This window comes from Flavihumibacter sp. ZG627 (assembly GCF_000814325.1).
Classification (GTDB): domain Bacteria; phylum Bacteroidota; class Bacteroidia; order Chitinophagales; family Chitinophagaceae; genus Flavihumibacter.
On the sequence record NZ_JPHF01000004.1, the window covers coordinates 298560 to 321656 of the forward strand.

20 protein-coding genes are annotated in these 23097 nt (G+C 44.4%); 3 read left to right on the plus strand and 17 right to left on the minus strand.

Annotated features, from left to right (window positions below):
* Positions 1–16: 16 nt before the first annotated feature.
* From HY58_RS10845 to HY58_RS19200, 7 genes are all read right to left on the minus strand, one after another.
* Positions 17–553: a TlpA disulfide reductase family protein gene (locus HY58_RS10845; RefSeq protein ID WP_052324052.1), complete on the minus strand. Its 537-nt coding sequence runs from the start codon at positions 551–553 to the stop codon at positions 17–19.
* A gap of 43 nt (positions 554–596) precedes the next feature.
* A complete protein-coding gene (locus HY58_RS10850) occupies positions 597–1181 on the minus strand; it encodes a TlpA disulfide reductase family protein (protein ID WP_052324053.1) in 585 nt (194 codons plus the stop codon).
* An 84-nt stretch (positions 1182–1265) separates the two neighbouring features.
* Positions 1266–1670 (minus strand): hypothetical protein, encoded by a 405-nt coding sequence (locus HY58_RS10855; protein WP_039131648.1) that lies wholly within the window; start codon positions 1668–1670, stop codon positions 1266–1268.
* Between the two features lie 98 nt (positions 1671–1768).
* Complete coding sequence (locus HY58_RS10860) at positions 1769–3916, minus strand: pyrroloquinoline quinone-dependent dehydrogenase (protein WP_216593795.1); 2148 nt, start codon at positions 3914–3916, stop codon at positions 1769–1771.
* Positions 3917–3992: 76 nt separating this feature from the next.
* On the minus strand, positions 3993–4889 hold the full coding sequence (locus tag HY58_RS10865; RefSeq protein ID WP_156123656.1) for an alpha/beta hydrolase: 897 nt from the start codon (positions 4887–4889) through the stop codon (positions 3993–3995).
* Between the two features lie 8 nt (positions 4890–4897).
* Entirely contained in the window at positions 4898–6508 is a 1611-nt protein-coding gene (locus HY58_RS10870; RefSeq protein ID WP_039131653.1) for a carboxylesterase/lipase family protein, read from the minus strand.
* Positions 6509–6518: 10 nt separating this feature from the next.
* Positions 6519–7364 carry a DUF4440 domain-containing protein gene (locus HY58_RS19200; RefSeq protein WP_039131655.1) on the minus strand — a complete coding sequence of 282 codons (846 nt, stop codon included), beginning with the start codon at positions 7362–7364 and terminating at the stop codon, positions 6519–6521.
* A 153-nt stretch (positions 7365–7517) separates the two neighbouring features.
* Here HY58_RS19200 and HY58_RS10880 point away from each other — a divergent pair, with 153 nt between their 5' ends.
* Positions 7518–8417, plus strand: a complete 900-nt coding sequence (locus HY58_RS10880; protein ID WP_039131657.1) for an AraC family transcriptional regulator — start codon at positions 7518–7520, stop codon at positions 8415–8417.
* Here HY58_RS10880 and HY58_RS10885 read toward each other — a convergent pair.
* The 9 genes from HY58_RS10885 to HY58_RS10925 form a co-directional block, all read right to left on the minus strand.
* Positions 8414–10666, minus strand: coding sequence for a molybdopterin cofactor-binding domain-containing protein (locus HY58_RS10885; protein WP_039131658.1), 2253 nt, complete (start codon positions 10664–10666; stop codon positions 8414–8416). The genes HY58_RS10880 and HY58_RS10885 overlap by 4 nt on opposite strands.
* Before the next feature lie 4 nt (positions 10667–10670).
* A complete protein-coding gene (locus HY58_RS10890) occupies positions 10671–11135 on the minus strand; it encodes a (2Fe-2S)-binding protein (protein ID WP_039131660.1) in 465 nt (154 codons plus the stop codon).
* 93 nt (positions 11136–11228) lie between these two features.
* The gene (locus HY58_RS10895) at positions 11229–11699 is read right to left on the minus strand and encodes a nuclear transport factor 2 family protein (RefSeq protein WP_039131662.1); all 471 of its coding nucleotides are present in this window, start codon (positions 11697–11699) and stop codon (positions 11229–11231) included.
* Between the two features lie 80 nt (positions 11700–11779).
* Positions 11780–13948: a TonB-dependent receptor domain-containing protein gene (locus tag HY58_RS10900; RefSeq protein WP_039131665.1), complete on the minus strand. Its 2169-nt coding sequence runs from the start codon at positions 13946–13948 to the stop codon at positions 11780–11782.
* 67 nt (positions 13949–14015) lie between these two features.
* Positions 14016–14900, minus strand: coding sequence for a DMT family transporter (locus tag HY58_RS10905; protein WP_039131667.1), 885 nt, complete (start codon positions 14898–14900; stop codon positions 14016–14018).
* Between the two features lie 5 nt (positions 14901–14905).
* Positions 14906–15658 (minus strand): TerC family protein, encoded by a 753-nt coding sequence (locus tag HY58_RS10910; protein WP_039131670.1) that lies wholly within the window; start codon positions 15656–15658, stop codon positions 14906–14908.
* A 76-nt stretch (positions 15659–15734) separates the two neighbouring features.
* Entirely contained in the window at positions 15735–16928 is a 1194-nt protein-coding gene (locus tag HY58_RS10915; protein WP_052324054.1) for an alpha/beta hydrolase, read from the minus strand.
* A 150-nt stretch (positions 16929–17078) separates the two neighbouring features.
* Entirely contained in the window at positions 17079–17846 is a 768-nt protein-coding gene (locus HY58_RS10920) for an SDR family NAD(P)-dependent oxidoreductase (protein WP_039131672.1), read from the minus strand.
* 107 nt (positions 17847–17953) lie between these two features.
* The gene (locus HY58_RS10925) at positions 17954–18991 is read right to left on the minus strand and encodes a formylglycine-generating enzyme family protein (RefSeq protein WP_253271548.1); all 1038 of its coding nucleotides are present in this window, start codon (positions 18989–18991) and stop codon (positions 17954–17956) included.
* A gap of 210 nt (positions 18992–19201) precedes the next feature.
* On the opposite strand from HY58_RS10925, the gene HY58_RS10930 reads away from it, so the two are divergent.
* Together HY58_RS10930 and HY58_RS10935 are read left to right on the plus strand one after the other, a co-directional pair.
* Positions 19202–20221 carry a zinc-binding alcohol dehydrogenase family protein gene (locus tag HY58_RS10930; RefSeq protein WP_039131675.1) on the plus strand — a complete coding sequence of 340 codons (1020 nt, stop codon included), beginning with the start codon at positions 19202–19204 and terminating at the stop codon, positions 20219–20221.
* A 16-nt stretch (positions 20222–20237) separates the two neighbouring features.
* Positions 20238–22697: a glycoside hydrolase N-terminal domain-containing protein gene (locus HY58_RS10935; protein WP_039131678.1), complete on the plus strand. Its 2460-nt coding sequence runs from the start codon at positions 20238–20240 to the stop codon at positions 22695–22697.
* 17 nt (positions 22698–22714) lie between these two features.
* Here HY58_RS10935 and HY58_RS20025 read toward each other — a convergent pair whose 3' ends face one another.
* On the minus strand, positions 22715–22837 hold the full coding sequence (locus HY58_RS20025) for a YdeI/OmpD-associated family protein (protein ID WP_082022136.1): 123 nt from the start codon (positions 22835–22837) through the stop codon (positions 22715–22717).
* Positions 22838–23097: the final 260 nt, after the last annotated feature.

A 23097-nucleotide genomic window follows, 5' to 3' on the forward strand; every position in this document is an offset into this window, starting at 1 on the left:
ATTTACCACTAATTCATCATTTCAGCAATTCCACATAGGCATCTGTATCATAGTCATCCATTCCTGTGTTTTTCTTTATCAGTTCACCGTTCTCGTTAAAAATAAATGTGGCGGGGATTCCATTGACATTGAACATTTCCGGAAGATTGCCTGCCGGAGCATACACTGGCAGTTTCATTTTTTTTGCTTGTGCAAAACCTTTTGCCAGTTCAAACGATTCATCCAGCGACAACATTATAAAGACAGTTTTTTGCTTATCAACTTTGCTGTAGAGTTTTTCAATGGATGGGATTTCTGCGCGGCAAGGTGGGCACCAGGTAGCCCAAAGATTCACAAAAACCTTCTTCCCTTTTAAGTCGGCCAGGTTAATTGTACTACCATCTGATTGTATCATGCTGAATGAAGGCAATGTTGATGGTGCAACGGAGCTTACATTTACAACTGGAGCGCCCTGAACGCCCTGCTCTCCTACTAAAGGCTCTTTTGCGATTTCAGTACAGGCCGTGAATGAAAAAAGAGCTAAAGAAATGAATACGATATATGAAGTTTTCATTTTTATAATTATTTGATTTAGATAATTTTTATTTGATGCCTTTTTATAATACCTCTTCTAACTGCTTTATAAACGCATCAGTATTATAGTTAGCCAATCCCTCTTTTTTAAGAACTACTTTGCCTTCTTTGTTTAATATTACGGTTGTGGGTAAAGTGCCACTATAGACTTCTTTGGGCACAATACCGGCAGCTTTGGAAAGTGGCATTGTATAACTATTCTTTTGAAGATATTTTATGGCTTTCGCTTTGTCATCATCTTCGTTCATAAATAAAAAAACAATCCGTTCATCATCTTTGAATATGGAGTAGAGTGCTTCCAGTGAAGGCATTTCCGCCACGCAGGGCGGGCACCAGGTGGCCCAGAAATTAATGAACACCACTTTTCCCTTAAGGTCTTCTAAAGAAGCAGAATTACCTGCAGCGTCCGTAAAAGCAAAGGATGTTTTTTCAGGATTACTATTGATTCCCTCCTTCTTTATTTCTGCTTTGAACAGTCCTATTGAAACAAGTTGTTTCAGCATCCAGGATTTTGCTCCCGGATTAAAGATTATAAGGAGTAGAAAACCTACAAGTAAAATATCCACCAGATGCTTTCTGACTCCTGCATAAATATTCTGAATAGTCATATTGATGATGTTAGGGAGAACCTGCCATTTTCGTATTAACGCTCACAGGCATAATAAGTAAAATAAAAAAGAGGGGGGGAAAAATCAAATAAGCAACCGCAGATGTTGCAGAAACAGGGGAATGCTTCTTTGGAGAGTATTTGCAGATGTAAGGCTGCCCGGATTTAATCCGTTTAAGAAATAATTTGAATCAAATCCAGCTTCATCAGCAATATTTGAAGGATGAAAAGGATTAGGTAATTGATCCTGTTTTGACAAATCCTGCTTTACCAGAACTGTATATTGTGCAGCCAAAGAGCAGTTACCAGCAGTGCTGTAATCAGCAAAGGATCGCTGGTTTAAATTTGTTTGACTTGATTTTGTGGCAGTTGTAGAAACGGAAACAAAATTATTCTGCAGTAAACGTTTTACCGGGCACGAAACAACCAATATCAACACGGCCACGGCAACTGATAATGCAGAAAATATTTTATTGGCGCCAATATTCATCCATGCAAAAGTAATTTGTTAGGGAAGAAAAAGCTTGAAACCTCAGACAATCAAACGTTAATTAACTTGACATTCCAATATACCCCTACTTTAGTTTGTTAAGGCAGGGCAAATGCCATGATTGAACCGGATGGATTTTCCCTGGTACCACCAACCGATAATGCAACATATTGCTTCCCTTTCACCATGTAGGTGCAGGCCGTTGCATTGGCTATGGCAGGCAGGGTTGTTTCCCACAAAAGCTTACCAGTTGATTTATCCAATGCCCTTAATTTTTTATCATCGGCTCCTGCAATAAAAATCAATCCCCCTGCGGTTACCACCGGTCCCGACTTCCCTTCCAACCCTGTTTCAGGACCACCTTGCGGCTGGCGCTTTTCATCATTACCTAATGGTATTTCCCATGCATATTCCCCAGTAGAGAGATCCAATGCATGCAATGTGCCCCAGGGTGGGCGAATAGCTGGATTACCACTGGGATCTTTCCAGGTTACGTAGCCTGTAGTATTCATGTACATTTCCTTCACAGGTTGTGCACCTTCTCCTTCAACTTTCGCTAACCCTTTTGAATCTGGTCCTATTGAATGTATAAAGGAAACAATTGCATCGAGTTGTTCGTCATTAAGTACTCCTGCATAGGGTGGCATTAATCCACCTCCCTTTTTTACTTTTTCAAGGGCATTTTCCCTTGTCATTCTTTTATCTAGGTCAATGAGTGATGGGTTAGTGCCAATGCCTGTTTTATTGTTACCATGGCAAGCGCCGCAATAAATTGCATACTGCCTTCTGCCCTGGTCAACCAATGGCATTCCCACAACAACATTTGGATCCTGTTTAATTATTGTTTGTATATCAGGTGCACTGGTAGACCTGATATACAGCATTTTTGTAGCCGGATCAAAGGCAGCGCCTCCCCAATTTGTTCCCCCCCGTGTTCCAGGAAACATAAGCGTACTTTTCAAATCGGGAGGCGTGTATAATCCTTCATATCGCATTGATCTGAATTGTGAAACGATAGAATCATGGTCAGCAACTGAATAGTTTGTGAGATCATTCTCCGTGATCAGTTGCCTTGCATAGGGTTTAGGTTTTAGGGGGAATGGCTGGGTTGGCCATGCCTTTTCACCAGGAAGATTTGATGCCGGAACAGGGCGCTCTTCAATGGGGAAAAGCGGCACACCCGTTTCGCGATCCAGAATAAAAACAAAACCTTGTTTTGTTAATTGAGCAACGGCATCAACCTCTTTTCCATCTTTTGATAGTTTCACTAGGCTCGGTGGTGCAGGCAGATCATAATCCCATATGTCGTGGTGAACTGTCTGGTAATGCCACATATGTTTTCCGGTGGCTGCATCCAATGCAAGGATGCAATTCCCATAAAGGTTTTCGCCAACCCTGTCTGCCCCATAGAAATCATAAGTTGGTGAGCCCAATGACATGAATACCATGCCCCGCTTACTATCTACTGACATGCCTGCCCAACTATTGACACCACCTGCATATTTATGTGCGTCTTTGGGCCATGTTTCGTAACCCGGTTCACCAGGAAGAGGAATGGTATGAAAAGTCCATACCAGTTCACCGCTTTTACAATTATAGGCACGGATATAACCAGGAGGAGTTCCATATAAATCCGGCAACCTGGAACCACAGATAATAAGATCCTTATAGATGATTCCGGGTGAGGTCATAGTGATTGCAATATTTTCCGGATTATCCCGAACACCAACATTAAGATTTACTTTACCATTCTGCCCGAATGATGGAATTGGTTTTCCTGTTCGTGCATCCAGTGCTATGAGAAAATTATCCGCCGCAAAAAATATTCGTTTATCATCGTCACTTTCCCAATAGGTGATACCTCTTTCCACTCCGCCTCCGCCTCCCCCCTCAAAAGGATCATAGGCCCATATCTGTTCGCCTGTTGCTGCATTCAATGCATACGCAACACGTTTGGCAGAGAGGGAATACAATATACCGTCAATAATTATTGGATTACACTGGCTATTTGCCGGCTGTGCGGATTGCGGAAGATCATTTATTGTAAAGGTCCATGCCGGCTTCAGCTGGCTAACATTGGAGATGTTGATCTGGTTGAGCGGGGAAAAACTGGAACTGGCTTCATCAGCTTTATAGACTGACCAGGTGCGATCATATTCCTTGTTCTGGTTACATGCAGCTATGCAAAACGCAGCAATTAAAATAAAGATTTGCTGCAGTCTGTTTTTGGCAATTTTTTCAATCATTTTCATTAGTTTATAAATAATGTGGAAGTATGATCGTTGTTTTCCAAAAGAATACAGGAGTAGTTTAGAATAACAATCAGTTCAACCTACCCTTAAGAAAGCTTATGACTTTTTTTCTCAGCTCATCTGTATCAAACATCTCACCAAAATGTGGTGCACCCTTTACAATTATCAGTTCGTTTTGAACACCTGCCACCGTTAGCCAGGAACTCAATAACTGGGAATGCTTTGGCAGAACCATATCATCTTTTTCGCCATGGATGATCAGGAAGGGAGGATCGTTTTTATCGGCATAGGTAACCGGACTTGCTGCCTTTGCTAAATCGGGACGGGATAAAGGTGTGGCGCCGATCAGGATACTTTCCGGGGACTTAGGATCGTCGCTTCCCGGAAACAATATCAATTCAGCCGGACCATAAAAATCAACAACAGCTTTGAAGGTGAAAGATCTGTTTGTGCCCGGCATGAAGAAGGCTTCAATATTATTGTTCTTCGATAATCCCATCAATGATGCAAGGTGTCCTCCTGCTGAAAAGCCCATAACAGCAATCCTGTTTTTATCGATGCCATACTTGTCGGCATTGTCCACCAGAAATGAAACGGCCCGATTGCAGTCCTGTATCTGCGCCGGGAAAATGGCATCAGAAGCAAATCTATAATCGATTGATGCAAGCGCAAATCCGCTATTTACAATTTCAGCAACAGTCTTTCGCATATAACCCATGTCGGCATATTTATCATTTACCAGCCATCCACCACCATGAACGAAAATCACCAGGGGTAATTTCCCCTTTGCGTTGGGAGGTAAATAAATATCTAAAAGATGCTTGGGTAAGTTGTTATTGTTGTAAGGAATATTGCCATGCAATACAGTGCCTTTGGGGAAGAATTCAATTACCTTATTTGTTTGTGTAAATCCATTTACCCCCAATAATATGAGGGAGAATAAGAAAAGGCTTTTAACAGTATTCATGTGCACTATCATTTTAGAAGTTTGCCGGCGGCTTTTTCCATCAGGTCGAGTCTTGCTTTCCTTTGATCTGGAATACTTCCTGCGGAGCCATCCTGCCGGAACTCAAAGATCTCATCATTTTTTGGATTATACGCGGGCCATTTCGGTAGTGCCTCACTGTTAGGATCACCCGTCTTTGCAAAGTTGGCCCAATAGGTATTCATCATGGTGGCAACCTGCTGGTCGCGCACTGCAATGGCGGCACCATTTTGTGCTCTCAGGTTAGCAAATACATAAGGTATTTCGGATGCATGTGCTGCGCCATGGGGCATCCTCTTTTTCATGGAGTCAGACACGTAGGAGAAGAGATAGAGATAAGCGGCTGTACCCTTTTCAACATAGGCCCTGGCAGTGAAGCGAGCCGGTTCCGCCCATACACGATCAGTATTGACGAGTGTGAGCACCTTTGCAAAATCAGTTTTTCCATCCGCATCATAAACCGCCGTCATCTCGTTTTTCAGGTTTCCGAACAATGTAGCTAAGGCTTCTTTTGAGCCTGCATTTACAAAACCCGCAGGCACTTCAGCGCTATTGGATCCGATAATGATGGGAACCTTTGTATGCCGTCCTGCTTTATAAGCGCTCTCGGCAGTCTCCACCACGAAGCTGCCATCCAGTATTGGGCCGGGATAAGTTGGTGGTCCACCAGCACCAGCAGTTTCCTGTCCATCATCAACGATCTCTGCTGCACTAAGTGCGTGAAGCTTTGCCAGTGCACCTGCATCAGTTCCTTCAATATTATAACGCTTCGCGAAGTTTATACCAATGGTTTCTGCCGACACAGGATAATTCAGGTCTGCATTTTCTTTATCGATGGGACGCCCGGTGAGTACACCATCACGGCCACCTCCTGATTCAATGATGGCTTTATGGAAAAGTCCTTTGGCGGATGGAATGGTCAGGAGTGAATGTACAGATACCCCGCCCGCCGACTCACCAAAAATGGTAACGTTGCCGGGATCGCCTCCAAAATTTGCGATATTCTGTTGTACCCATTTCAGTGCTGCAACCTGGTCCATATAAGCATAGTTGCCTTTATGTTCTGATGGATTTCCCTTACTCAATGCCGGGAATGCGAAAAAGCCGAGTCGCCCTAACCGATAATTAAATGTGACCAGCATTACGCCCTTCTTCGCAAAAGGAATTCCTGAAAAATCAGGAGATGAGCCACTGCCAAAAACAAAGGCTCCACCATGTATCCAAACCATCACCGGCAGCTTTGAATTAGTTTTAGCGCCGGCAGGTTTCCAGATATTCAGGAATAAACAATCTTCGGATGAGTTTGCCGACATGCCTGAGCCACGGGGCCACCCGGCCTGCGGACAATCGGAGCAGAATTTATTTGCATCGCGAACACCTTCCCAACCTGGCACAGGTTGTGGCGGCCGCCAGCGATATTCACCAACTGGCGGGGCTGCATAAGGGATGCCTTTGAAGATGGCAACATCATCTTCGATCAGTCCGCGTACTATTCCTGAGGCTGTCCGAACTTCAGGTGATGCTGTTTGCTGAACGGTTTGCTGTGAACGTATAGAACATCCAAAAACCAGTAGTGGAATTCCGACGAATAATATTTTCATTTGGCTGGTTTCAATTGTTATTGCCGGGTGTAAGTAGTTTAGTGAACGACAATGAACCAAGCTTCCACTCATTGTTTTCTTTGATATAAACTTCTGTCACCATGAAGGGATTGGTAACTTCATTTCCGCCTACCACTGCCAGTAGCGTTATTCTGTTTAGCAGGATAGCCGTGTTACCAATGAGCTGCACGGATGCTTCATGAACATCTGCTTTCTTATAATGAATGCCACCACTTTTAATGATCTCCAGTTCACGCGCTTTACCCCATGATCCGCCCATGTGAACGAACTCAGATTTATCATGGAAAAAATTTGACAGCTTATCTACATTTTTATCGGCCATCCACTGCCATTTGTCTTTAGAGAGTTTCAGGATCTCTTTCTCTGTATTTGTGTTGAAGTTAGATGCAGGGGCTTCCCATTCCTGGTCTGTTACGCGTTGCAGCCATACTGTCTTTCCTTTCTGCACGGGCGATGTTGCCAGGTAAGTAACACCACTGTTCTGCGTTGCTCCATGCCAATGGGGTAAGCCTGCCGGGCATTTAACCACATCGCCTTTGCGAACAATGAGTTTTGGTTTTCCTTTTTCCTGGTAGTAACCAACGCCATCGGTGATCAGGAGTATTTGTCCACCGGGATGCTGATGCCAATCTAACCGTGCTCCTGCATCAAAGCTGGCCTGCGCTGTGCTATAGCTGAACGTGCTGTCGGCCTCTGCCAGTTCCACCAGCCAAACATTTCCAACATGATGCACATTGGCAGCTTTTTCGCCGCGTGGAAAGATGGTGGCATCCTGTGCTATTGCATTTGCGAAACCCGCCGATAGTAATATCGCGATAGATAATAGTCGTTTCATTAATTCCTAATTAGAAGTCAAATATGCCCCCATTTTGTGCCATGTCTGTATATAGATTACAGGATTACCAACCAAATTCACTGATTCGTCGTCTGTAACCTGAAAAAGCCTCCTGGAATACTTAATTTCAGGAAGTAATCAGATCAATTTTTTATGGAAGAAATACTAAAGTTTGAAACCGTTGGACAATACAACATTTTCAACAACCACGAGACCTTGCATCCGCTGGTAAGTGTGATCGATTTTTCAAAAGCGAAACCAAGAAAATTACGGCGCCTCTACTTCGGATTTTATGCCGTATTGCTGAAAGATGTGAAATGTGGTGATCTCCGTTATGGAAAAAACCTCTACGATTACCAGGAGGGAACATTGGTTTTTATTGCACCCGGGCAGATTGTTGGGATAGAGAGCAGCGATGAACTGTATCAACCAAAAGGTTATGGTGTAGTATTTCATCCCGACCTGATCAGGGGAACGGCTTTGGGCCGTCATATTGATGAATATACATTCTTCAGCTACAATGTGAATGAGGCACTTCATGTGAGTGAACGGGAGCGCGCCATGATACTGGATTGTTTCGCTAAAATCCAGTATGAGCTCGAGCATTCGGTAGACAAGCACAGCAAGACATTGATAGCCACCAATATTGAATTACTACTGAATTATTGTGTACGGTTTTATGACCGGCAGTTTATTATTCGCGACAATGCGAATAAGGGAATCCTCGAGCGTTTTGAAAAATTGTTAGGTGAATATTTCTCGTCCGACAAACCGGAGACAATAGGATTACCATCAGTAGGCTATTGCGCCGGTGAACTACATTTGTCGGCAAATTATTTCGGCGACCTGATCAAAAAAGAAACCGGTAAGTCGGCCCAGGAGTTCATCCAGCTTAAGTTGATCGATGTAGCGAAGGAGCGGATATTTGACAAGAAAAAATCCGTAAGCGAAATCGCTTACGGATTAGGTTTTAAATATCCCCAGCACTTTAGCAGGGTGTTTAAGCAGCATGTTGGGATGACGCCGCTAGAATATCGCAGTTCAGTAAACTAGCCTCTCTTAACGCCTTCGGTAATGAAAGGTTGCTGGTAGTGACGTTTACCGCTAGCCTTATAGAGAGCATTCGCCAATGCACCCATAACCGGTGGAAACGGTGGTTCACCCAAACCAGTTGGATCAACATCGCTCTTCACAAAGTGAACATCAATTTCTCTTGGCGCTTCACGATGACGTATCAGGCGGTATTGATGATAGTTAGATTGATCAGGCGCTCCGTTGGTAAAGGTGAGTCCGCTGTACATCGCGTGACCAATACCATCTACCGATCCACCTTCAACCAGGTTAATAGCTGCCACAGGATTCACCACGATTCCGCAATCCACTGCGCAGTGTACTTTTTGTACCCGCGGCTTATCATTCTCCATCACAAGGTCAATTACATGGGCTACATAACTATCGTGGCAGAAATAGGCAGACACACCACGGAATACATTTGGTGTATCAACACCCCAGTTGGATTTGGTTTTAACCAACTCCAGCACCCCGGCATATCGCTTGGGCTCGTAGTCATTCTTTTCTCCAACCGGGTTCTTAATGGCCCTGTCTAACAGATCGAGCCTGAACTGGATCGGATCTTTTCCTGCAGCTTCTGCAACCTCGTCTAAAAAAGACTGTTCAGCACCTGCAATGAAATTAGAACGTGGAGCACGGAATGCACCAACACTAATATTGGAAGGGGCCGACCACTCTTCCGCAATATAGTTTTCAACTGCACCTGCAGGGAAACGGTCAGCAAACAATGGGCTCTCGGGAATACCACCTGCCTTCACGTGAAAGGCGATCAGGTTATTATCGGCATCCAGTGCTGCACGATACAAAGCATGGTATGCCGGACGGTATACACCATTAGACATATCATCTTCGCGCGTATAAATTAATTTGACAGGAGCATTCACTTTTTGAGAGATCACTGCGGCTTCAACGAGGAAGTGACCATACAGGCGACGACCAAATCCACCACCCTGCCTTGTCATCTGGATATCAACTTTCTCGAGTGGCAATCCAAGCCTTGCGGCAACACTCTTCTCCATGAATTCTGGTGTCTGTATAGGACCAACCAGTTCTGCTTTGTCGGCAGTTACATGGGCAAAGAAGTTCATGGGCTCCATGGTATTGTGAGCAAGGAAAGGGGCCGAATATGAACGTTCGATAACCTTGGCAGCTTTACTGAAAGCGGCATCAGGATTGCCATCTTTGCGAACAACTTTTCCCGGCTTTGCGGCATATTCATTCATGAGCAGCGCATGGCGGGTAGAGTTTTCGAGACCGCCGGGAACTTTGATACTAACCTTATCACCTGAAAAAGAAGAGGAGCTAATATCATGATCCTTGAACTGCTCCCACTCAAGCTTCAACGCTTTACGGGCATTCATTACTTCCCAGGTAGTATTTCCCACCACTACAACGAGGTCATTAAAAGCATCCACATCACACCACTGCCTTGCGTAGTCGTCCTTGTAGGTATTGATGGTGAAGATGTCTTTAATGCCGGGCATTGAGCGCGCCTGTGAATCATCAACGCTTTTCAATTTCATTCCAAACCCGGGAGGTTGAACCATCATGGCAATCAACATTCCTTCTTTCTTATAGTCCAATCCGTATAAAGGTTTACCGGTAACAATGCTCTTACCATCCACATTATTTTTGGAGGTACCGATAATTGTAAAGTCTTTGTTGTTTTTCAGTTCCACTTCTTTAGGAACTGTAATGCTGGCGGCAGCCGATGCCATCTCACCATAGCTGGCAGATTTGCCACTACCTTTATGATAGAGCATGCTTGCCTCGGTGGTTACTTCATCCAGCGGAACATTCCACGACTTGGCTGCTGCCTCGCGCAACATTCTTCTGGCGGTAGCGCCTGCCATTCGAAGGCTTTTCCATCCCTGGCGGATACTCTGGCTTCCCCCTGCCAACTGGCGGGTAAATACATTTGTATTGAGTGGTGCCTGTTCAACAATTACATTTTTCCAATCCACATCCAGCTCTTCTGCAACGAGCATTGGCATAGATGTTTTTACATTCTGTCCAATCTCGGGATTGGGGCTCATGATGGTCACCAATCCATTCTCCCCGATCTTCAGGTAACCATTCAGCTCAAACCATTCCTTGGGTAGGGAGAGGGCTTCTTTGGGACTTGGATTGCATCCCCCCAACCAACTGAAGCTTAATAATAAGCCTCCTCCTGCAAGTGCAGATGACTTCAGGAAAGACCTTCTGCCGATGCCAGTTTTTATTGTTGTCATGATCTTAAGCGTTAATGGTTTTAGAAGCTGTTTTGATTGCTGCCTTGATGCGGGTATAGGTACCACAGCGGCAGATATTTCCACTCATCGTGTTTTCGATCTGCTCATCGGTTGGAGTGGGATTCTCTTTCAGCAGGGCGACAGCGCTCATGATCTGTCCCGCCTGGCAATAGCCGCACTGGGGCACATCATGTTCAAGCCATGCGTTCTGCACGGGATGGTCACCGTTTTCTGATAGTCCCTCAATGGTGGTCACTTCCTGGTCGCCCACCGCAGACACGGGCAATATGCAAGAGCGGACGGCCTTGCCATCAAGGTGAATGGTGCAGGCACCGCATTGAGCCATGCCACAGCCGAATTTGGTTCCTACCAGGTTGAGGTGATCGCGCAATACCCATAACAATGGCGTACTCGGATCAACATTTAATTCTTGCTTTTTTCCGTTAACAGTCAGGTTGAATGTTGCCATGAGATTGGGGAGTTTATCTGAGAAGATAAGTACATTTAAAGGTAATAATTATTTAGGCAGAATGGTCGGCAATTAATGTTCTGTTAAATCTTTTTAGTGTTTAATGATATGGGTGTCGCGGACACTGCTAAACGTCAACGCCAACAGCTTCCATCCACTATTTTCCTTCTTAAAAACTTCTGTAACTGTAAATTGGGTTGACACTTCATTGCCTCTTACCACGGCTGCCAGGGTAATGCGGCTCCAGGCGATAGCTGTATTGTCAAACATTTCAACTGCCACGTCGTGCACATCGGCCTTTTTATACCAGATACTTCCGGTTTTGATAATCTCCAGTTCCTCGTCCTTTTTCCAGGTTCCGCTCATATGCACAAATTTGGACTCATCATGGAATAGCGGGGCCAGCTTGTCAACATTCTTATCGGCCATCCACTGCCATTTCTCTTTGGAGAGATTGATGATTTCCTGCTCGGCCTGGGTGGGGGCAGCGTTACTGGTTGACTGCGCCGAGGTGAATTGGATTGCTATCGTTAAAAAGCAAAGAAGAAGGAATGACTGCTTCATATAATTTTTTAACCCAAATCTACCAGCAATCGGCAACCTGCACCAACCTCAATTACTGAATTGCCTACCAGAATTACTGTTTATAGCCTGATCTTAATGCCGCCATTCACTACAAACCCTTCCAGGGGTGCATAGATATCACGGAAGACGGGATTGGTGATTGCACCCGTGTAGATCGTATCAAACCTGGTTTGGCGGGTATTGGTGAAATTCTCGAAGTTTATAAATAGGGAAAACTTCTCCCAAACCTTTTCCCCCATCAGTCCCATTATCCAGTATGATTTTCCAAGGGCACCGTCGCTGAGGCGCTGCGGACTGAAATAATAAGCTTCCAACCCGATCTTCAGTCTCTCATCCTTCTCAAACATCAGCACGTTATTTAATCTATGCCTTGCCGTGAGCGGAAACCATTCTTTAGTTCCCTCAAAATGTGTATTCACATCTGCATAGGTGTAGCCAACAAAGAGTTTAAAATCGCCGTAGGTAAGTCGCAGGTTGGTTTCCATTCCCCTGGTATCTATATAACCATCGGCATTCACGAACTCAGAATCAGCACCATTGCTGGTGAGGACCAGCGGCTTGTTGAGACGGGTATAGAAAAAGAGCTGGTTGATGGTAAATCCAAGTTCGCCAATATTTGTGCGATAGTTCAGATCGATGTTGCTTCCAACAGAGCGTTCATTGTTGGTGGTGGAGTTATTGATGGGAAGAATATTCTGAAACTGGATACGTTCTGATTCTTCATTGAATACGGTGGGTGTTTTATAGCCGAACCCTCCACCAATACGCGCTGTGAGCTGGGGCGTGAAGCGCAGCATGGCAGAGACCCTTGGAAGGAGTTCAAATCCATACTCGTTTACATAATCACCGCGGAGACCGGTTTCCAGGGTCAGGAAATCATTGGGTGCCCACTGGTTCTGGACAAAGATGCCGTAGGTGTTGTAGTGATAATTGCGAAGCGGATCAGCTGACTGCTGCTCCTCCTCAAAATCATCCGTGAGGAAATTAGCGCCAATAATCCAATCTGCTTTCTCCCGTTCATGGGTAAACGTAAACTCAGAAAAGCTGGATTTTTGCAGTCCCTTGAACCGGTAGGAAGGAACTTGAAGCTGCCGGTCAAAGTGGCTATAACTGTTTTTAAAATTCAGGGTAGATTTATCTGTGAGCCGGTGGGTGATTGCCAGTTGTGTGGTAAAGCGGTCTGTATTATTCTCTTCAAAATAGCCTTCGGTTCCACGCTTGATATAACCTACGGAGCCACCGAGTCTGTCTTCCGTGATATAACTGAAGCCGGCATTGGCGGTGGTTTTATTGCCATAAAAAAACAGCCTTGGATTGATGGTATATCGTTCAAACTTAGGGATAGCCGTCAGGCCGATATCAGCCGGATCAAAAGGGCTACCGCTATTCCTCGATCCGAAAACGGTTAGGCCCAGTGTGCCATACTTCTCACTGTAAAACCCGCTTAGATCGAGTCCCCCCGCAGTTGTGCCATTGGCGAGGAAGCTGATCTCCCTTTCATCGGTTGGAACTTTTGAAACAAGATTTACCAATCCGGCGATAGCACCTGCACCAAAAAGTGTGGAGGCGGATCCTTTAATAACTTCTACCTGTCGAAGATCAAGTGGTGCGATCTGCATGATGCTCAATCCCCCGGAAAAGCCGGCATAGAGAGGGAATCCGTCTTTCAGAATCTGGGTATAGCGACCGTCCAATCCCTGAATACGAATGCTGGCATTAGCAGAGGCGGGTGAAGTTACCTGCGTCTGTATGCCGGTTGTTTCATTCAAAAGCATCTGGAGATTTCCTGGCCGCATATTTCCTTTCTCTGCGAGTTCTTCTCCACTTAGCACTTCAATACGGGTAGGGATATTCGCTATTGTTCTGCTAAGCCTGGTAGCGGTTACAAATACTTCTTCTTCCTGATGCTCCTCTCCTTCTTCAAGGAATATTTCATAAGGATCAGTTGACAATGGCGGCACAGTCAGCATTAGCTTCTGTTCTTCAAAACCTATGAAGGTCACCGTTATAGAATACCTTCCCTTTGGTACCTTAGTAAAGATGGCCAGTCCGGTGCTGTCGGCAACCACTGTTATGTTGAGAGAATCAATGGTGACAGTTGCCCCTGCCAGAGCATTTTTCTCATCTGCATTTTTAATGAGTAATGATACTGTATGCAAACTGTCTTGCGCAGGTAAGACTGTGAAGGCAGCAAGAAAAATAATAAGCAGAGGAAAGAATTTTTTCATCAGGAGCAATATATTAACTGGCGAAGATAAAGATGCTTAAGTGCGTTTATTCAAGAACAATTTACTGCTAGCCTGTTTTTAATTTTGATAGCAATAAGCCTGCAATAACCAATATTACACCGATTACAGTATACGTACTTATCGCATCCTTCATCCACCAGGCGGCAAATACATAACCGAACAATGGACATAAAAACAGCCAGAGTCCGGCCCTTACAGCATTTGTTTGTAATAACCATAACCAAAGCTGTACGGCAATAATAGAAACAGGAATAGCCAGCCAGGCGACCGACCACCAGAAGGTACTATTAAAAAGATTGGAACTGCCTTCATAATAAAATATAGTTACCGGCAATAGGAACAAGCCACCTAAAAATGTTTGCCAGCCATTGATGGTAAATAAGGAAAGATCATTCCACTTCAAAGAGGAAAAATAAATGGCCCCGAGCGAGTAACAGAGCATACTAAAAAGTAAAAGCAGTAAACCACCTGTTGTTATTTCAGCGCCTGCAAACAAAGGCCAGGCAGCAGTAAGCACTCCGGCTGTACATACAATGAGGGCAGCAATAATGGGCCATGTCAACCTTTTCCTTAAAAAGAAGACGGAAAAAAAACTGATAAAAACGGGGTTGGTAGCAATGGCCAGTGAACCAATCCCTGCGGTGACTGTTTGCATTGCAATAACATAGCAGCCTAAATAAATGGTGATATTAAGCAGCCCATAAATTGCTATTTGTTTCCATTCTTTACCTACCGGCAATCGATGGCCTTTGATTAGATGCGCTATGATGAGCATGATAAGGGCAGCCAATCCAAAACGCATTTCTGCTATCACCAGGGGCTGGGCAAAAGCAAGACCAATTTTGGTGGCAGTGGCTGCGGACGCCCAGAACGCCGCGAACAAAATACCTGCAACCAGCCACTTTATTCTCGCATTAGCGCTAAGGGGCATCTTGTTTAGATATCAATTTTTGTATCTGCCTCTTCGGGGAGGTAATGCTCATGTGTTTTAACCGGCGCTGGCTTCCGCTTGTTCATCTTCATTTGGAAAACATCTACGAGCAAAGCAAAGGCCATGGAGAAATAAATATATCCTTTAGGAATATGGACTTCTAAACCTTCCGCGATCAATGAAACACCTATCAATAATAAAAAACTCAGCGCAAGCATTTTAAAAGCAGGGTGGTTGTTTACGAACTTGCTTATGGGTTCTGAGGCAAAAAGCATAACGCCAACGCTTACCACAACGGCTGTATACATTATCCAAAGCTGGTCAACCATTCCAACTGCTGTTATAATACTATCTACAGAAAACACCAGGTCAAGGATAAGGATCTGTCCAATTGCGCTTCCAAATGTAGTGACCTTGATGTTTTTAGAGGTATCACCGTCCTCCCCTTCCATCTTATGATAAATTTCGGAGGCGCTTTTGTACAACAGGAAAATTCCACCTGCTATCAGTATCAGGTCTTTACCGGATATGTTGTTTGAAAGGATGGTGAAAAGATTTCCTTCTAATTTGAGAATGAAAGAAATAATCGTTAACAACAAAAGGCGCATAAGCATAGCCAGCAAAAGTCCAAGCCGTCTTCCCTTTTTTTGCTGATGTGCCGGCAAGCGGTCTGTTACAATGGAAATAAAAATGATGTTGTCTATCCCTAATACTACTTCCAGGAGTATTAATGTTACCAGGGCAATTATTAATTCCATTGCAAATTATTTCGTCAGTTTTTAAAATTATTACCGGGCAAAGCTATGCCTAAATTAGTGAAGCATATAATGACAACTATTTGAACACAGTATCAAAAAAAGCCTGCATCTCTGCTGCGTACTTTATGCCATACTTCGCAAATGTAGCCCTGGTTGCGGCATCTGGTTTCCAATCAAAGAACGCATGTCCTGCATCATCCACCTGGATATATTCCACTCTTTGTCCGGCTGACTTCAAAACATCCACATATGACTGAACAACTGCATGTGTTACAAGGTCATCCTTTTTGCCACGCACAATGAAGTGAGGCAGGGCTCTCTGTCTTACCTGAGGTACATGTTTTACAGGTGATACGGCATCATAGTATTCATCGCTGGTCTGTTCAATGAACATTTTGAAATGGCGCGCGTCTGAAGGTCCATAACTTGGCGCTACTGCTTTAACCGCGTCCATAATTTCCTGGCGCACCTGGTCAAGAGATTTTCCTTTTGGCATATAGCTGGGCAGATACTCGTAAACCCCGGCACGGGCACCGAAGCCGCCATCTCCAATCAAGGGAGAGAGCAATGCCGCAGATTCAGATAAATGACCTCCTGCGCTGTCGCCGGTAACAGCTATTCGTTTAGGATCACCACCATAGGTGGCAGCATGTTCCTGTATATGCGCAATGGCCCCGAATACATCTTCAATAAGATTATGCATGTAGTTGGGCTTTTCATCACCATCCAGTTTGTTAACCCAACGATAGTCGATACTGAATACCACATACTTCCCACCTTTTGCTACTTCACGGGCCAGTCCTCTCATGATATCTTCATTGTTTGAAGACCAGCCACCTCCATGAACTATTACAATGCAGGGAAGATTGCGTGCACCCTTTGGTGAAAACACATCGTACTTCAGTGCTTTATTACCCGGTTTAGCATAAACCACATCCTGCGTTAGATTTAAATTCTCTACAAGTTCCCTTTCAACAAATGTTGCGCCGATCGACATATCCTTATCAACCCTGATGATCATGGGAGAAGAAAAACTTTCGTAGCTGGTTGTGCCCCACATCCCGCCTTTAACTGTATAGTAAATAGCATCAAGGCTATATTTGGGTGAGGGTTTCGCGATTACAGTCAATACAGTTCCGGCTTTAACCCTTGTAGCATCTGCAATTGCAGGTTGAATTGTATAGGCACCGTTTTCTGCCGGCACATGAGTAACTGTAAATGTTTCGGAGCCGGTTGCCTGCGCGTTTAGATCCTGGTTCAGCAAAATCATACACAGTGCTAAGGGCAAGAGCACTGACAAAGGTTTAAGGTGGAAATGCATAGTGGTTAAATAATTTTATCAGTAATTATAATACCAAAACGGGAAGGTGCTTGCATGCAAGATCACTTCCCGTTCCGGAATATAACAATAATCATTATTCTATACACTCAGAAATCCACCGTCAACCACTACCTGGCTACCGCTCATGAACGAAGCTTTGTTGGAAAGCAGGAAATATACAACCTCTGCAATTTCCTCTGGCTGACCGAGTCGACCTATCGGATGCATTGCTTCCAGTGCGCCAAGATCAGTGTCGGTCCACTGCGCAATAAGTGGCGTCATAATATAACCCGGGTGTACCGAGTTGATGCGGATACCCTGTTTGCCGTATTCAATAGAAGCTGATTTTGTGAGTCCAGCTACCCCGTGCTTAGAGGCTACATAAGCGCTAAGGTTAGCAATTCCTATAAAACCAGCAATAGAAGAAGTGTTCACAATGGCTCCACCACCTGATGCCAGGATTGCCGGAATCTGGTAATGCATGGCATAAAAGACGCCATTTAAATTGAGGTTGATCACACTCTGCCAACCCTCGGGAGTAAGGTCGCCTACATATTTCTCCGGACCAACAATGCCGGCATTATTGTATGCCAGGTGTAAGGCGCCATAGGTCTTTTTGGCAAATTCAACAGTAGCCTGGGAGTCTTCAGGTTTAGACGCATCTGCTTTGAATGGCGCCGCCTTACCGCCTGATGCTGTGATTTCTGCGGCTATTTTTTCTGCAGCGGATAAGTTGATGTCAGAAAGCACCACCGATGCACCACCGGCAGCAAGAAGCTTAGCTGTTGCTGCACCAATTCCGGATCCGCCACCAGATACAATGGCTACTTTTCCAGTGAAGTCGCTTGAGCTTTGATTTGTTTCCATAAAACTGTTTTTGTTTATGAATCAAAGCTACTCAGGGTTGTACCCATGCTCCAATGCCTTTAAACAAGAAATAGCATTGACTTTTGTCAATGGTTTTAGCAGGAGAACTAATCCAGATCTTTCACACATCGAAATCCCGTATGTTCAAGTCCGGTATCGGGACTGCTTTTCATTCGCCTGGCAACACGGTAGCCACTACAATAACTGTCGTTGCACAGAAAGCTACCGCCGCGTAATACTTTTTTGGGCGTATAGGGATCCTGGGGATCAAAACTCTTCTGAGGCCCGGGTGGATTAATACTTGCCTTACCTGCAAGCGAACTGTAGTAATCATGATCATACCAATCATTGCACCACTCCCATACATTTCCGGCCATATCAAAGAGACCGTACCGGTTGCAGTTAAAGGTTTTGACGGGAGCATGTTTAATAAACCCATCACGTTGCTCATTTAAATAAGGGAAACTGCCTTCCCAGCTATTGGCTTTAGGTGCTGCAGTGTTTATATGCTCATTGCCCCAGGGATAAATATTATTGGCGAGTGTGCCCCTTGCTGCATATTCCCATTCGGCTTCAGTAGGTAATCTTTTACCCGCCCATTTACAATAAGCCATCGCATCATACCAACTGACATGCACAACCGGGAAATCCATCTTACCACTAATATTACTTTGGGGGCCTTCAGGATGTTTCCAATCGGCTCCTTCCATCCAAATCCACCATTGTGTATAATCATTTAAGGGAACTGGTTGGGATGTTTGTCTGAATACTAATGAAGCTGCAACCATCACACTATCCGGTGGCCTGGGTGTTCCGGGAGGTAGCGTCTTTTGCAATTCTTCCCAGCTTGGCTTGCGCTCTGCTGTAGTGATGTATCCTGTTGCATCAACAAAAGCTTTAAACTGAGCATTGGTAACTTCTGTAATATCCATATAGAAGGAATCCACAGACACTTTATGCTTTGGATATTCATCAGCAGAAGCCTGTTCATTATCACCACCCATTTCAAAACTGCCGGCGGGGATCAATACCATGCCGGCATAAGGGTTATCCTGATTTCCTGATGGCAGAGAGTCTGTTGTTATTATGCCAAAGCGGGAAGGCACTTGCATACAGGAATGAACAGAATCAATAGTATGTTCCACATTATTTGCGGTACTCCCTGTGCCGCAACCGGAAATTGCAACCAATACTAAAAAACATATTGAAAGATCAGCAATTCTAATCTTTTGCTGTTTAATTACAAACTCGACAACATTCTTTTTTCGCATAATAGTTTAGAGGTCACCCAGGATAATGAGGGTGAAGTTATGCAAAAGCTGTATTTTAATTGTTTCACTGACCGAAATGAAATCATGAAGACAATAGTTTGCGTGGAACCCAGGAAGTTCGAATATCATCAAAAACAGAAACCTGAAAGCGAAGCGAACAAAGCTATCATTAAAATAAAACGGATAGGTGTATGTGGCACTGATTTGCATGCATACGAGGGCACCCAACCTTTTCTAAGCTATCCGATAATACTTGGACACGAGTTAGCAGGAGAATTGGTTTCGGCCGATAATGCGCCGGGTTTCCAAACAGGGGAAATAGTATCGCTGATCCCATACTTCAGCTGTGGCACCTGCGCTGCGTGCGCTGCTGGCAAACAAAATTGTTGTGAAAGCATCAGGGTATGTGGGGTACATATGGATGGTGGTATGGCGGAATATATCTCCGTTCCATCGGCATCGTTGTTACACAGTGATGGGCTTTCTCTGGATGCGATGGCCCTTGTTGAACCACTGGCTATTGGTGCACATGGTGTACGCCGTGCTGAAATAAAGCGCAGTGAATTTGTTTTGGTAATGGGTGCTGGTCCAATTGGCATTGGCACAATGGAGTTCGCGAGAATTGCGGGAGCTAAAGTTATTGCATTAGACACGAATGATCACCGTCTGCAATTCTGCCGTGATCACCTGAAGGTAGATTACACAATTAATGCGCGCGATGCGGATGTGCTCAATATTCTTCAGGAAATTACCAGAAAGGATATGCCTTCGGTCGTGATAGATGCTACAGGTAATGTTCAGGCCATAAACAAAGGGTTTCAATACATGTCGCATGGAGGGCGTTACGTTCTGATAGGTTTGCAACGTGAACATATTTCCTTTAGCCATCCTGAATTCCATAAGCGCGAAGCAACCCTTATGAGTAGTCGTAATGCAACGAGAGAGGATTTTGAATTTGTTATTGACTCAATGAAAAAGCAGCTCATTGATCCGGAGACATATATTACACATCGGGCAGGTTTTGAGGATGCAGCTAAACATTTTGAAACCTGGCTGAATCCTACCGGTGGTATTATCAAAGCAATGATTGAGATTAACTCATAATAATTAAAAAAGGAAAATGAAAATATTTTCTTTATGTGTTCTGTTGACAATCACCATCACGGCGACAGCACAAGAAAAAATACCGCTCAGGCTCTGGTATAAAACGCCCTCCCGTAATAGCTGGGAAAATGCGTTGCCAATTGGCAACGGCAGACTTGGGGCAATGGTATACGGAAATCCCGAAGAAGAGATCATCCAGCTAAATGAACACACATTATGGAGTGGAGGTCCAAACCGGAATGATAATCCGGAAGCTTTAGCCATGCTCCCGAAGATAAGGCAACTCGTATTTGATGGACGATACAAGGAAGCGGAGGAGCTTATTGGGAAAGCGATCATTACAAAAAACTCTCACGGTCAGATGTTTCTGCCGGTTGGAAATTTTAAGCTGGCTTTTAAAGGTCATGAAAGATTCACCAAATACTACCGTGATCTTGACATTGAAAGAGCAGTGGCGCAAGTATCCTACACGGTAGATGATGTTAATTACAAACGTGAAATGATCGCGTCTCTTTCAGATAGCGTTATTGCAGTTCGATTAACCGCAAGCAAACCAGGAAAGATTTCATTCATAGCGAATTTTTCTACCCCTCAGCCGAATGCCAGTGTTATTACCAATACATCGCACGAAATAATTGTAGCGGGCTCTACCATTGATCATGAAGGGGTCAGGGGAAAAATTCGTTTCACATCAATTTCGCGAATCAAATCAGAAGGAGGGAGCGTGACGGTGAATGATAGCGCCATCATTGTAAACAAAGCAAACGCGGTTACTATTTATATTTCAGTTGCAACAAATTTCAAATCTTACCAGGATATAAGCGGTAACGATCAGACGCTTGCAAAGAATAAGCTGGACCATGCGTATTCCCAATCCTTTGATGTGCTGGTGAAAAAACATGTTGCTGAATATCAAAAATATTTTAACCGCGTAACACTCGATCTCGGCACAACCGATATTGCGAAATTGCCCACCGATGAGCGATTGAAAAACTTCCGCAATTCCAACGACCCTCATCTGGCAGCCCTTTATTTTCAATTCGGTCGCTACCTGCTGATCTCATCTTCACAACCGGGGGGACAGCCGGCGAATCTTCAGGGAATCTGGAATCCTTCCATGCGTCCACCTTGGGATAGCAAGTATACCATCAACATTAATGCACAAATGAATTACTGGCCAGCGGAGAAAACCAATCTTGCAGAACTTCATGAACCATTTTTAAAGATGGTGGAGGATTTGTCGGAAACAGGCCAGGAAACAGCACGGGGCATGTATGGAGCGCGTGGATGGGTAGCGCATCACAACACTGATATCTGGCGTACTACAGGGGCCGTAGACGGAGCTTTGTGGGGCTGCTGGAACGGGAGCGCAGGATGGATGAGTCAGCATTTATGGGAGCATTTTCTCTACAGCGGAAGCAAAAAATACCTGCAGTCAATATATCCCATATTGAAAGGTGCAGCTTTGTTTTATGTTGACTTTTTAGTGAAGCATCCGAATCATGATTGGCTTGTTGTAAACCCTGGCATGTCACCAGAAAATGCACCAAAAGCACACGAAGAAACTTCTATTGCTGCAGGCGCAACGATGGATAATCAGATTGTGTTTGACATCTTAAGTACTACTATCAGAGCAGCAGAGATGTTAAACACTGACAGGACATTTGCGGACACTCTGCTAGCGTTGAGAAGAAAACTCGCGCCCATGCAAATCGGGCAACACGGGCAATTACAGGAATGGCTGGAAGATATCGATGATCCAAAAGATCAGCACCGTCACATCTCGCATCTTTACGGCTTATTTCCATCCAACCAGATATCAGCATATCGAACACCACAACTGCATTCCGCGGCGTCAACAACACTTATACACCGTGGTGATGTATCAACAGGTTGGAGTATGGGCTGGAAAGTAAATTGGTGGGCTCGTATGCTTGATGGAAATCATGCCTACAAATTGATTCAGGATCAGCTTACACCAGTGGGCACCAATCCAGGCGGGGGAGGCACATACAACAATCTATTTGATGCGCATCCGCCTTTTCAGATCGATGGCAATTTCGGATGTACATCCGGTATAGTAGAAATGCTTATGCAAAGTTCAGATGGTAGTTTGCATTTGCTTCCTGCCCTTCCTGATAAATGGCCGGCCGGGACTATTAGTGGTTTGCGCGCAAGAGGAGGGTTTGAAATAGTCAGTATGGAATGGGAAGCCGGTAAAATTGCTAAAGTGATAATAAAGGCCAGGCTGGGTGGCAATCTTCGTTTACGCGTACCTAATGCAATGAAGAATGACAATGGAGATCTTCTTAAGCCTTCCTCCGGCAATAACACCAACCCGTTCTTTTATGTTGACGAAACACCCGAACCGATCATTTCGCCAAAAGCGAATATTCAGCTACTGAAGGTTAAGGAAACCTTTGAATATGACATTACAACCTCGGCTGGAAAAGTATATACGTTGCTGGCGAAGTGAATTAGCGGGGAGGATGGTTACTTCACCTTTGCATTTTGTATCCACTCTAAAATAACTTTTTTCACCGAAGCTGGAAATTCATAAAAAAAGTTTAGGGCTGCAGGATTATTATTTAAAGCCTGTTTTAAATTGTGGAGCATTTCGAGGTTTTCTACGCTGTCAAGAGCCGTCCCTCTACCATTTTCTCAACTTAGGTTATACTCATTGTCTTGAGTCTCTAGCTTAATGTTTTTGAAAAAAGATCAAGATCAAACCTACGACCATGACAGCAACATAAAATAGCAACGATTCTTTTTAATAAAGTTGTCTATCCTTTTACTTGCTGATACAGAGTTTAGCTTTCCTTGTATATCAAGGGTTTCAACGATTTGGCAACAAAGTGGGCAACAAGGTTTCCAAA

Excerpts from the sequence above, each read along its gene's own strand:
- HY58_RS10845 (WP_052324052.1), bottom strand. The coding sequence starts at position 553 with ATGAAAACTTCATATATCGTATTCATTTCTTTAGCTCTTTTTTCATTC.
- HY58_RS10850 (WP_052324053.1), bottom strand. The coding sequence starts at position 1,181 with ATGACTATTCAGAATATTTATGCAGGAGTCAGAAAGCATCTGGTGGAT.
- HY58_RS10855 (WP_039131648.1), bottom strand. The coding sequence starts at position 1,670 with ATGAATATTGGCGCCAATAAAATATTTTCTGCATTATCAGTTGCCGTG.
- HY58_RS10860 (WP_216593795.1), bottom strand. The coding sequence starts at position 3,916 with ATGATTGAAAAAATTGCCAAAAACAGACTGCAGCAAATCTTTATTTTA.
- HY58_RS10865 (WP_156123656.1), bottom strand. The coding sequence starts at position 4,889 with ATGAATACTGTTAAAAGCCTTTTCTTATTCTCCCTCATATTATTGGGG.
- HY58_RS10870 (WP_039131653.1), bottom strand. The coding sequence starts at position 6,508 with ATGAAAATATTATTCGTCGGAATTCCACTACTGGTTTTTGGATGTTCT.
- HY58_RS19200 (WP_039131655.1), bottom strand. The coding sequence starts at position 7,364 with ATGAAACGACTATTATCTATCGCGATATTACTATCGGCGGGTTTCGCA.
- HY58_RS10880 (WP_039131657.1), top strand. The coding sequence starts at position 7,518 with ATGGAAGAAATACTAAAGTTTGAAACCGTTGGACAATACAACATTTTC.
- HY58_RS10885 (WP_039131658.1), bottom strand. The coding sequence starts at position 10,666 with ATGACAACAATAAAAACTGGCATCGGCAGAAGGTCTTTCCTGAAGTCA.
- HY58_RS10890 (WP_039131660.1), bottom strand. The coding sequence starts at position 11,135 with ATGGCAACATTCAACCTGACTGTTAACGGAAAAAAGCAAGAATTAAAT.
- HY58_RS10895 (WP_039131662.1), bottom strand. The coding sequence starts at position 11,699 with ATGAAGCAGTCATTCCTTCTTCTTTGCTTTTTAACGATAGCAATCCAA.
- HY58_RS10900 (WP_039131665.1), bottom strand. The coding sequence starts at position 13,948 with ATGAAAAAATTCTTTCCTCTGCTTATTATTTTTCTTGCTGCCTTCACA.
- HY58_RS10905 (WP_039131667.1), bottom strand. The coding sequence starts at position 14,900 with ATGCCCCTTAGCGCTAATGCGAGAATAAAGTGGCTGGTTGCAGGTATT.
- HY58_RS10910 (WP_039131670.1), bottom strand. The coding sequence starts at position 15,658 with ATGGAATTAATAATTGCCCTGGTAACATTAATACTCCTGGAAGTAGTA.
- HY58_RS10915 (WP_052324054.1), bottom strand. The coding sequence starts at position 16,928 with ATGATTTTGCTGAACCAGGATCTAAACGCGCAGGCAACCGGCTCCGAA.
- HY58_RS10920 (WP_039131672.1), bottom strand. The coding sequence starts at position 17,846 with ATGGAAACAAATCAAAGCTCAAGCGACTTCACTGGAAAAGTAGCCATT.
- HY58_RS10930 (WP_039131675.1), top strand. The coding sequence starts at position 19,202 with ATGAAGACAATAGTTTGCGTGGAACCCAGGAAGTTCGAATATCATCAA.
- HY58_RS10935 (WP_039131678.1), top strand. The coding sequence starts at position 20,238 with ATGAAAATATTTTCTTTATGTGTTCTGTTGACAATCACCATCACGGCG.
- HY58_RS20025 (WP_082022136.1), bottom strand. The coding sequence starts at position 22,837 with ATGCTCCACAATTTAAAACAGGCTTTAAATAATAATCCTGCAGCCCTA.